The sequence below is a fragment of the Bradyrhizobium sp. CCBAU 11361 genome (assembly GCF_028128935.1).
Taxonomy (GTDB): domain Bacteria; phylum Pseudomonadota; class Alphaproteobacteria; order Rhizobiales; family Xanthobacteraceae; genus Bradyrhizobium; species Bradyrhizobium niftali.
The window spans coordinates 39,109-49,431 of record NZ_LBJZ01000159.1 but is presented as its reverse complement, the minus strand read 5'-3'; the positions used below and the strand labels follow the sequence as shown (position 1 = coordinate 49,431).

Here is a 10,323-nt window from a genome sequence, read left to right as displayed (position 1 = left end):
CCGCCAGCCGTAGATCCAGTCCTGCCGCGCCAGCATGCGTTCCGGGCCGAGCGCCCGGATCGCAAGATCGCGCCCGATCGCGAGCGGTCCGCTGAAATGATAGATGCGGCCCTGCTGCCGCGCGGTCCGCTGCACCCGCCGCACGCGCGCCTGGCGTGCGCGGCCATATTGCTTCAGCGCTGCGATGATGCCGTCCGTGCTCTCGGCCGTCTCGGGGCTCAGATGGCGTGCCAGCACGGCGGCATCCTCGATCGCCATGCCGGCGCCTTGCGCGGCGAACGGCAGCATCGCATGCACGGCATCGCCGAGCAGCGCGACCGGGCCTTTGCTCCAGGGGCAGCCGTCGGGCACGCCGAACAGCGCCCATTTGCGCCAGCTATCGACTGCGGCGAGCATCATCCGCGCCTGCGACGGCCAGCGCGGCGCGGCGAAAGCCTCCATCACTTCGAGCGGATCGCCGGGCGTGCTCCAGCCCGGCCTGTTCCAGGTGCCAGGCAGTACCGCGACCACGTTGATCTGGCGTCCGCCCGCGATCGGATAGGCGACGAGGTGGGCGTTCGGGCCCATCCAGAGCTGGACCCGGCGCGCGGTGTAATCCTTCGGCAGCTGCGTGGCATCGAGTGTACCGCGCCAGGCGATCAGCCCGGAGAAGCGCGGCTGGATCTCGGGAAACAGATGCTGGCGTACCGTCGACCAGATGCCGTCGGCGCCGATCAGCGCGCTGGCGAGATCGCTGCGGCGGATCGTGCCGCTGCGATGGACGACGGTCAGGCCCTTGGCGTGAGGCGCGACGTCTTCGAAGGTCGCACCCAGCTTCAGGTCGATGTCGGGATGGTCGGAGACTGCGCCGGCCAGCGCGGATTGCAGGTCGGCACGGTGCACCACCCAATAGGGGGCGCCGGCGCGCATGGATGCCGCTTCACCCAGTGGCATGCGCAGGAGTTCGCCGCCGACCCGCGCACTCATGATCGAGACCGCCTCCGGGACGACGGCGCGCAGCTTGAGCCGTTCGGTCAGGCCGAGCTCGACCAGCACGCGGCTCGCATTGGGAGAGAGTTGCAGGCCCGCACCGACTTCCTCGAGGCGCTCGGCCTTTTCCAGCACGACGATGCGGAAGCCGCGGGACGCCAGCGCAAGCGCGGCCGTCAGGCCACCGATTCCGGCACCGGCGATGACAATCGTTCGGGAGAGCGCCACCCCTGACCGGTGGAAGCGGTCAGGCCACCTTGTCCTTCAGGACACATTCCGGCGGTCGGGCTTCGCCGGCCTTCAGGTCGGTCGCGAAGCGGTACAGCGTCGAGCAGTAGGGGCAGATGATCTCGTTGTCGTTGCCGAGGTCGAGGAAGACGTGCGGATGATCGAACGGAGGGTTGGCGCCCACGCACATGAACTCTTGCGAGCCGATCTCGATGACGGGAACACCGGCATCGTTATGGAAGTGCGGGACGACATGGTCGGACATCGTAGTTCATCCTGGAGTGGCAATGGCGGCAGACACAATCAAAAACTGACGCGGCATCTTTGAGGCGCCGCGGACCATACTGGCGGGTGCAGATGATTGCTAGTCCAGCGGAACCGAAAGCTCCGCAATTGCCCCATGCTCATTTGCTCATGCAAATTCGACACAATCTTGCGGCCTGAGAGAAGCCCTTCTTTCGTCGGGGACGTTGTGTCGCAATTTTGGCATACTATGTCTGTGGACGCGTGCAATTGCGGCAAAAGACCAACCATCAGGCGCAAACGATCTAGGCAAACGATCAGGGAAGTCCGGGCTCTTGGCATGAAGTGGCTGCGAATCAGCACAGCGTTGACCGGCATCGCCGCATGCAGCTTCATGCTCGCACAGGTCGCGCCGCACGCCCGCGAGGCCGGCGCGATTTTCGCCGCCCAGGACGATCCGGCCGCTTTGTCCGAGCTGAAGCTCGACGCCGTTCTGCGGCAGAACGACCGCCTGATTCAGGACAATATCGAGGCTGCGCTCGCCGCTGATGATGCCGATCTCGCCGACAGTTTTGTTGCGCTGGCGCGTGACCGCAACATCGCGCTGCCCGACGACCTCCTGAGCCGCGTAAGCGATGCGGTCAAGGCCGAAAACTCCACCTCGCATTTCGCCAAGCGCTTCGCCACCGGGCTCGTCACCGGCAGCGCCGACGATGTAGCGAGCCTGTCCGGAACGGTGGCCGGCGATCTCTTCGTGATCGGCGACGTCAGGGACGTCGTGCGCGAGGGCAAGCATCTCGCCATGGGCGAGGACACCGATCGCCTGGTGCTGGGCCTTGCAGCCGCGGGCCTCGTGGTGACGGCGGCAACCTATGTGTCCGTCGGCGGCGCCGCGCCCGTGCGCGCCGGCCTGACGCTGGTGAAGGATGCGCGGAAAGTCGGGCGGCTCGGCGAGGGCCTCGCGGCCTGGGCCGGCCGGTCCGCGCGCGAGGTCGTCGACACGCCGATGCTCCAGAACGCGGTGGCGTCCGGCTCGGTGCTGCGGCCGGGTCAGACCGTGAGCGCGATCAAGGCCGCGTTCCGGGCCGAGAAGGCCGGTGCGCTGGTCCGGCTCGGCAAGGACGTCACGCGCGTTGCCGAGAAGACCGGCACGCGCGGCGCCATGGACAGCTTGCGCATCGCCGAAGGCCCCAAGGACGTCGCGCGCGCGGCGCGGCTTGCGGAAGCGCAGGGCAGCAAGACCCGCGCGATCATGAAACTCCTCGGCCGCGGCGCGCTGCTGCTCGTCGGCGGCGCGTTCGACCTTGCGCTCTGGCTGCTCGGTGCGGCGCTGACGCTGTTCGGCCTGTTGTCCTCGATCAAGGCCACCACCGAGCGCCTGACGCAAGCCTGGTGCGATCGCAGACGGGCGCGGCGGCTTCGCCGGGCGCAGGTCGCCGCCGAAGCCGCTCTGGCAAGCGCGGCCGGTACGGCCTAAAATCAACCCTTCCCCTCAAGACCGCGGAATATCTGATGCCGAGCTTTCACAACGGCGCCGTTGAAATTGCCTATCTCGACGAAGGCGAGGGCGATCCGATCATCCTGGTGCACGGCTTTGCCTCCAGCAAGAACGTGAACTGGGTCTATCCGACCTGGGTCTCGGAGCTGCGCAAGAACGGCCGCCGTGTCATCGCGCTCGACAATCGCGGCCATGGCGAAAGCGCAAAGCTCTACGAGCCCGCGCAGTACTCGATCCCGACCATGGCCGGCGACGTGCTCGCGCTGATGGACCATCTCGCCATCCCGCAGGCCGACATCATGGGCTATTCGATGGGCGGGCGGATGACGGCGTGGCTCTCCCTCAACGAGCCGCAGCGGCTGCGCTCGGCGATCCTCGGCGGCATCGGCATCGGCGGCCTGATCGAGGGCACTGGACCCGGCGAGAACGTCGCCAAGGCGCTGGAAGCGCCCGCGCTGGACGACGTCTCCGATCCCGTCGGGCGCACGTTTCGCGCCTTCGCCGATCAGACCCGCTCTGACCGGCGGGCGCTCGCCGCCTGCCTGCGCGGCACGCGCGACCTCATGACCAGGGGCGAAGCTGCTCGCATCGACGTGCCCGTGCTGATCGCGGTCGGCTCTACCGACGACGTCGCGGGCTCGGCCAGCGCGCTCGGTGCCATCATTCCGGGCTCGGAAGTGCTCGACATCCCGGGCCGCGATCACATGCGCGCGGTCGGCGACAAGGTCTACAAGACCGGCGTGCTCGATTTTCTCTCACGCCGCGGCTGAGCCTTCCTCGTCGCCGAACGCGCGCGCCAGCGCCATCAGCACCACGAAGGTCGCAACCCACGCCATGCGCGCGCCGTAGCGGTCGTGCGGACCGGAGATGACGGCGCAGATGAAGGCGTTGCCGAGCAGCGCGAGCGTCACGGTCGCCGCCAGCAACGTCAGATCGTCGAGCCGGCGGCGCGCCAGCGCATGCGCGAGCAACCCGACCAGCGCCAGCATCGAGGCCAGCGCGACGGGAACATGCAGCCGGTTGATGTATTTGAAATCGACGTCCCAATTCTGCTGACGCGCCGCGCGCATCGGCGCGATCTGTGCGGGGATGTAGCGCTCGATGATGCCGTAGGTGTGCGGGATCCAGCCATTGGTGCCTTCGCCGGTCGCCACGTGCAGCAATTGCTGGCCGACCGCCCGCAGTGCCGCGCCGGCCTGCCAGGCCGGATAGTCGGCGAGCGAGTGCACGACGATATAGCTCATCTCGTCGTTCATCCCCTCAAACCGGCCGAGCGTGTTGAACATGCTGTTGCCCCACAGGAACTCGTCGGCGGTCGCCGGCAATTCGTTGCGGTAGGGACAGAGCTTGAAGCGCTCGCGCGGGCAGTGGTCATTGAGATAGCGCGCGACGATGCCGTCCTGCATCATGCGGCCGAAGGCGACGCCGTAGCCGCCGGGCGTCCAGGCCCATTTGCCCGACAGCGCATGGTTCGCCGAGACCAGCATCAGGCCGCCCGCGACGATGGTCATGCTCGCCTGCGCCAGTCCTGCGAGCGGAAGCCTGCGGCCCACGAACGGCCGCGCCATCCAGCCGGCGACGCAGAGGCCGAGCAGCACGCCGAGCGTGGCGCTGTGGGTTGCGGCGGCAAAGGCGGTGAAGACGAACAGCGCGGCCTTTTCGAGCGGCGAGGTGCGCTGCGCTCCGACGACCAGGAGGAACAGCGACAGCACCGACAATCCCGCGAAGATGTCCGTGAGCAGCATGCTGGCGAGCCAGGGCAGCGCGGTCGACAGGATCAGGAGCAGGCTGATCGCGACGAAGCGGAACGTCTGCATCAGGCCGAGGACGCGCAAGCTGAGCTGCAACAGCCACAGTGTCGCCAGCGACTGGATCGCGAGGTTGATCCAGAAGTCGAAGCTTTCGCCGTAGTGGAGGTAGAGGCCGAACACGGTGGAGCGGCTGGGGACGAGATAGCCCTCGTACCAGCGCGCCAGATAGCCGCCGGTATCCCATTGCAACAGCGGATAGCCGTTCCAGAACGCCGGCGCGATGATCAGGAGGGGCAGGGCCAGGGCCGCGAGCCGCAGCCAGAACGAGCCCGCGGCGCGCGCGCGCAAATGATCGGTGGTGGTGGTCAAATCCGCTCCGTCGTCGCCCGGACCATGCCCGCAATAAGGGTTGGGAGAGAATTCACCAATAGTTTGACGCTGCCCGGCTTGAATTTGGCGAAACCCTGACCACTTTTAACCGACCTTGCCGCCTGGGGGCGTCAGAAAATATCGTTGTGTTTCAACGCGTTGGCAGGCGCTCGCGGGCAAGGTGCTGTTCACTCTCAGGCAAGCCCGTCAGGACTTTGTCGCCTAGACTGTGCTATAGAGCCAACAAAACGAGCCCATTCGAAAGAGCAGATCCCATGTCAGTGCATCAGGTCAATCCGGGAGGAAAGCTCGCATCCCTCGATCCGATCTGGGACCGGATCCGGAGCGAAGCGGAGGACATCGTCCATCGCGAGCCGGAGCTTGCGACCTTCATCTACTCGACGGTGCTGCACCACAGCCGCCTCGAGGATTCGGTGATCCATCGTCTCGCCGACCGGCTCGATCATTCGGCGCTGTCGGGCGATCTCGTGCGCCAGACCTACGACGAGGCGCTGCGCGACGAACCCGATCTCGGCAACGCCTTCCGCGCCGATCTCGTCGCCGTCTACGATCGCGATCCCGCGACCTCGCGCTTCATCGATCCGTTGCTCTACTTCAAGGGCTTTCACGCGATCCAGACCCATCGCCTTGCGCACTGGCTCTGGCTGAAGGGCCGCAAGGACTTCGCGTATTATCTCCAGAGCCGCGCCTCTGCGGTATTCCAGACCGACATCAATCCCGCCGCGCGCATCGGCCGCGGCATCTTCCTCGACCATGCCACCGGTTTCGTCTGCGGCGAGACGGCTGTGATCGAGGACGACGTCTCGATCCTGCACGGCGTCACGCTCGGCGGCACCGGCAAGGAGAACGAGGACCGTCATCCGAAGATTCGCCATGGCGTGCTGATCGGTGCGGGCGCGAAGATCCTCGGCAACATCGAGATCGGCCATTGCGCGCGCATCGCCGCCGGCTCGGTCGTGGTCAAGCCGGTCCCGCACAACGTCACGGTCGCCGGCGTGCCCGCCAAGATCGTCGGCGAGGCCGGCTGTGCCGAGCCGTCGCGCACCATGGATCAGATGATCAACGCGACGGGGCTTTGAGCTCGAGAAGAAGGGCCGGATTCTCCGGCCCTTCTCGTCCCCAAATTCTTTGGCAATTCATGCTGGCGGTTCGTCGCGTCTCGTCCTAAAACCCCGCCAACTCAGATTTCGATTGGAGACTTGCCGTGGACGTCAAGGAAGTAAGGAAGCTCGACGCGTACCTGAAGCGCGTATTCGGCAATCCCAAGATCCGCGTCGTGCCGCGGCCGAAGAAGGACGATTCCGCCGAGGTCTATATCGGCGAGGAGTTCATCGGCGTGCTGTTCGTCGACGACGAGGACGACGATCGCTCGTTCCAGTTCCAGATGGCGATCCTCGAGGACGATCTCGTCGATCAGGAATAGTCACTGCGGCGCCGCGGAGTCACGCACCCATCGCGGCGAGCATGTCGGGGATTGTGACGAATTTCTCCCGGGGCTTACCGAGCGCGGCCCCCCTGCGTTTCTCGGCCGCATCGATCGTGCCCCAATCCGGATAGCTCACGATGCGTGCGACGCGGCCGGTCAGGCGCGCGAGCAGCGCGTCGGGCGTCTCCGAGCGTGGCCGTCGGTGCGCGATATCCGCCAGGACGGCCTCTGCGGTCGCAACCCCGCAGCCGCGATTGGTGCCGATCGTGCCATTCGGTCCGCGCTTGCTCCATCCGCAGACATAGAGGCCCTCGATCACCGAACGATCGGCTGCGACACGCCCGTCGATGTTCGCATGCACGCCGCGATGCAAGTCGTAGGGAACACCGGCCATGGGCGCGGTCTTGCGGCCGACGCTGCGGAAAGCGAGGCCGCATGCGATGTCCTCGACGGCGCCAGATCCATGCTTGAACGAGATCATCTCCAGACGGCTTCGACCTCTGATTGCGGCCGGTGACAGACCAAATCGGAAGACGCAGCGCCGCGGCTTCGTCGTGGTCTGCTGCGAGAATGCGCGCAGCAACGCCAGTTTTTCGGTCAACTCCGGATCGTCGACACGTTGCGGCTCGAATTCATCGGAGGTGAGGTTGCGCATATCGACGAATGTGTCGCATGCACCGAGTTCGAGAAAGTCCCGCAATTCCTTTGCGGTGAACTTGGCCTGCGCCGGCCCGCTGCGGCCGATGACGTGGATTTCGCGAATCCGGCTCTCCGCCAGGACATCGAGGGCGCGCCGCGTGATATCGGTCTGGCGCAGCTCGTCCGCCGTCTTGGCGAGGATGCGTGCCACGTCGAGCGCGACGTTGCCGTGCCCGATGACGATTGCGGTCTCATGGTCGAGATCGAAGCGCAGATCTGCAAATTGCGGATGCCCGTTGTACCATGCGACGAAATCGCCGGCGCTGTGACTCCCCGGCAATGCCTCGCCAGAGATGTCGAGCGTCCGGCTCAGTTCGGCGCCCGTCGCGAGGACAACGGCGTCATAGGCCTCGCGCAACTCGTCGATTGTGACGTCGTCTCCGACCGCGATGCCGCCGACGAACCGGAACCCGGGCATGGCGGCGATGCGGTCGAAGGCCGTCGTGACCTGCTTGAGCTTCGGATGGTCGGGGGCAACGCCGAACCGCACCAGCCCGTACGGCACCGGGAGCCGTTCGAACATGTCGACGGTCACGACCGCGCCCGAACGCAACAGGGCCTCGGTCGTGTAGAAGCCGCTCGGTCCGCTGCCGACGACGGCGACGCGGAGTTCGTCCGCAGCAGAACCCGTCATCGGCCCAGAGCCTGCCTGCGTTGGTCGGCGCCCGGCAGCGGCGCCAGGCGTGCGCTGATGACGGGAGTCTCGGTCGCGCGTTTCCGATTGACGTCGATCCAGAACTTCTTGTCCGCGGCGAGGCGATAGTCCGGCTCGATCGCGCCGACCGGACAGGCCGGTGCACAGCCGCCGCAGTCGATGCAGTTTTCCGGATCGATATAGGTCATGGCGTCATCGACGTGAAAACACTCCACCGGGCAGACGGTGACGCATTCGGTGTATCGGCAACCGCGGCAATTGTCGGTGACCACATATGTCATCGTCAGGCCCCGCTGACCTGAACGAGGATGTCGGAGAATGTCGGGGCACGGCCGAGGTCGGCGAACGCAGGCGGCGTCAACGCGTGAACCGTCGCGCCTCTGCGGTTGGACCGCTGCCAATAGCCGGACGGTGCCACCACGACGCCCGGCATGATGTCCGACGAAACGGTGGCGAACGCCTCGAACGAGCCGCGATCGTTGAACACGCGAATCGGCGCGCCCTCGACGATCCCGCGCCTTGCCGCATCGTCCGGGTTGAGCAGCACCGCCTGCTCCTCGCCGGCCTGCGCGGTCTGGGCCGGCAGGTTGCCGTAGTTGGAATTCAGGAAGGCGTGGCTCTTCGGCGAGATTAGGCTCAGCGGATATCGCGTTGCGAGCGCGGGCGCCGTGCGCGTGTTCTCGTTCGGGGGGATGTAGTGGGGCAGGGGATCGACCGGCGCGCCATCCTGGTCGCCGTTGTAGCCCTGGCGGAACAGCGGCACCACGAAGTTGCCGCCGCCGGCGATCGTCGACTTGAACTCGCACTTGCCGGAGGCGGTCGGGAAATTGCCCTCGCGATGCGGAGCCCAGTCGGCGGGCGCCGGCATGTTGAGGCGCACATAGCCCTTAATCTTGACGTCGTCGAGCGCGATGCCTTCGAGCACCGGGCTGGTCCAGTCGAGCGAAGCCTCGATGATCTCGTCGTCGCTGCGGAAGAAGGCTGGATCCGTGACGCCCATCGCACGCGCAAGGCGGCGGAAGAGTTCGGTGTTGGAGACGGCCTCGCCGAGCGGCTCGATCGCCTGGTTGTTGTAGGACAAGTAGAGGTGTCCCCAGGAGAACATGATGTCCTTTTGCTCGAGCTGGGTGGTCGCGGGCAGAACGATGTCGGCATATCTGGCGGTGTCGGTCAGGAAGTGCTCGCTGACCACGGTGAAGAGATCCTCGCGTTCCAACCCCTTTTCGAGCTTGCCCTGCTCGGTCACCATCGCCATGGGATTGGCATTGTAGACGAACAGCGCCTTGATCGGCGGGTCGAAGCCGAGCTCGCCCGTCAGCGCGGCTCCCAGACGCCAGGAATTGAGCACGCGCATCTTCTGCGGCTGGAGATCGGGACGCATCAGCACGTCCCATCTGACCGGGAACGCCCAGATCGGCAGCTGGAGCAGGCCGCCCCCGACATGCTTCCAGGCGCCGATCAATCCCGGAAGACATGCGATCGCGCGGACGGTCTGGCCGCCGCCGGCATGCCGCTCGACCGCCACGCCGATCCGCACGACAGCCGGTGGGGTCGTGGCATATTCCCGCGCCAGCTTGATGATGTCGTCGACGGGAATGCCGGTTTCCTGCGAAGCGAATTCGGGGGTGTAGCTCGACGCCCGTTCTGCCAGTTCGTCGTAGCCGACGGTGTGCTTGTCGACGTAGTCGCGATCGACCAGATTCTCCTTGATGATGACGTGGATCATCGCGAGCGCGAGCGCGGCGTCGGTGCCGGGCCGGATCGGAATATGCCAGTCGGCGAGGCGCGCGGTGCGGGTGCGGACGGGATCGATCACCACGAGCTTGGCGCCGGCCTTCTTCGCCTGCTCGATGAACGGCCAGTGATGCGAGTTCGTGCTCAGCGTATTGCAAGCCCACAGGATGATGTATTTCGAATGCACGAAACTTTCGGGATCGACGCCTGGTGTGTGCCCGATCGTCATCATGTAAGCCGTGCACGAGGCGGAGTCGCAGAACGTGCGCTCCAGAACGGTCGCGCCGAGCTTGTTGAAGAGGGGATCGCCGACGTTGAGCCCGTTGATGATGCCCTGCGTGCCCAGATAGCTGTAGGGCAGGATCGCCTGCGCCCCGTGCTCGGCGATGATTGATTTCCAGCGCGCCGCGATGGTCTCCAGGGCTTCGTCCCAGGAAATCCGCTGAAACTGCCTGGAGCCCTTCGGGCCGACCCGCTTCAGCGGATGGAGAACGCGCTTGTCGCTGTAGACGCGCTCCTCATAGTTGTTGACCTTGACGCAGAGTCGTCCGCGCGTGAACGGATGATCCGGATTGCCGCGGACGGCAATCGCCTTGCCATCCTCGACCGTGGTCAGGATGGAACAGGTATCCGGGCAATCGTGGGGGCACGCGCCTATGACCGTGGTTCGGGCCATGGATCTCTCCGTTTCCTGATTCAAGACGATCAGAAGGATGCGGCGATGCGCGCG

The 10,323-nt window shown here is 65.8% G+C and carries 10 protein-coding genes; 4 read left to right on the top strand and 6 right to left on the bottom strand.

The features are described from left to right. A partial coding sequence (locus XI08_RS15060) for an FAD-dependent monooxygenase (RefSeq protein ID WP_271574975.1) occupies positions 1-1,197 on the bottom strand: 1,197 nt, incomplete at its 3' end. 19 nt (positions 1,198-1,216) lie between these two features. Then, on the bottom strand, positions 1,217-1,462 hold the full coding sequence (locus tag XI08_RS15055; RefSeq protein WP_008140025.1) for a zinc-finger domain-containing protein: 246 nt from the start codon (positions 1,460-1,462) through the stop codon (positions 1,217-1,219). 318 nt (positions 1,463-1,780) lie between these two features. Between XI08_RS15055 and XI08_RS15050 the strand changes: the two genes are divergently transcribed. After that, positions 1,781-2,917 (top strand): hypothetical protein, encoded by a 1,137-nt coding sequence (locus XI08_RS15050; RefSeq protein WP_271574974.1) that lies wholly within the window; start codon positions 1,781-1,783, stop codon positions 2,915-2,917. 35 nt (positions 2,918-2,952) lie between these two features. Continuing rightward, positions 2,953-3,708 carry an alpha/beta fold hydrolase gene (locus XI08_RS15045; protein ID WP_038967757.1) on the top strand — a complete coding sequence of 252 codons (756 nt, stop codon included), beginning with the start codon at positions 2,953-2,955 and terminating at the stop codon, positions 3,706-3,708. Here XI08_RS15045 and XI08_RS15040 read toward each other — a convergent pair. Beyond that, positions 3,694-5,058 carry a hypothetical protein gene (locus XI08_RS15040; RefSeq protein WP_271574973.1) on the bottom strand — a complete coding sequence of 455 codons (1,365 nt, stop codon included), beginning with the start codon at positions 5,056-5,058 and terminating at the stop codon, positions 3,694-3,696. The two genes, XI08_RS15045 and XI08_RS15040, sit on opposite strands and share 15 nt — an antisense overlap. A gap of 275 nt (positions 5,059-5,333) precedes the next feature. On the opposite strand from XI08_RS15040, the gene cysE reads away from it, so the two are divergent. Continuing rightward, positions 5,334-6,158: a serine O-acetyltransferase gene (cysE, locus tag XI08_RS15035; RefSeq protein WP_027547047.1), complete on the top strand. Its 825-nt coding sequence runs from the start codon at positions 5,334-5,336 to the stop codon at positions 6,156-6,158. Positions 6,159-6,283: 125 nt separating this feature from the next. Beyond that, positions 6,284-6,502 carry a DUF3126 family protein gene (locus XI08_RS15030; protein ID WP_007602550.1) on the top strand — a complete coding sequence of 73 codons (219 nt, stop codon included), beginning with the start codon at positions 6,284-6,286 and terminating at the stop codon, positions 6,500-6,502. Between the two features lie 19 nt (positions 6,503-6,521). Here the strand turns inward: XI08_RS15030 and XI08_RS15025 are convergent, their stop codons facing one another. From XI08_RS15025 to XI08_RS15015, 3 genes are read right to left on the bottom strand one after another with little or no spacing between them, the layout of a single operon-like run. Then, positions 6,522-7,838 carry an FAD-dependent oxidoreductase gene (locus XI08_RS15025; protein ID WP_271574972.1) on the bottom strand — a complete coding sequence of 439 codons (1,317 nt, stop codon included), beginning with the start codon at positions 7,836-7,838 and terminating at the stop codon, positions 6,522-6,524. Then, positions 7,835-8,140, bottom strand: coding sequence for a ferredoxin family protein (locus XI08_RS15020; RefSeq protein ID WP_271574971.1), 306 nt, complete (start codon positions 8,138-8,140; stop codon positions 7,835-7,837). Before XI08_RS15020 ends, XI08_RS15025 begins: the two co-directional genes overlap by 4 nt. 2 nt (positions 8,141-8,142) lie before the next feature. After that, positions 8,143-10,269, bottom strand: a complete 2,127-nt coding sequence (locus XI08_RS15015) for a molybdopterin-containing oxidoreductase family protein (RefSeq protein WP_271574970.1) — start codon at positions 10,267-10,269, stop codon at positions 8,143-8,145. Positions 10,270-10,323 lie beyond the last annotated feature (54 nt).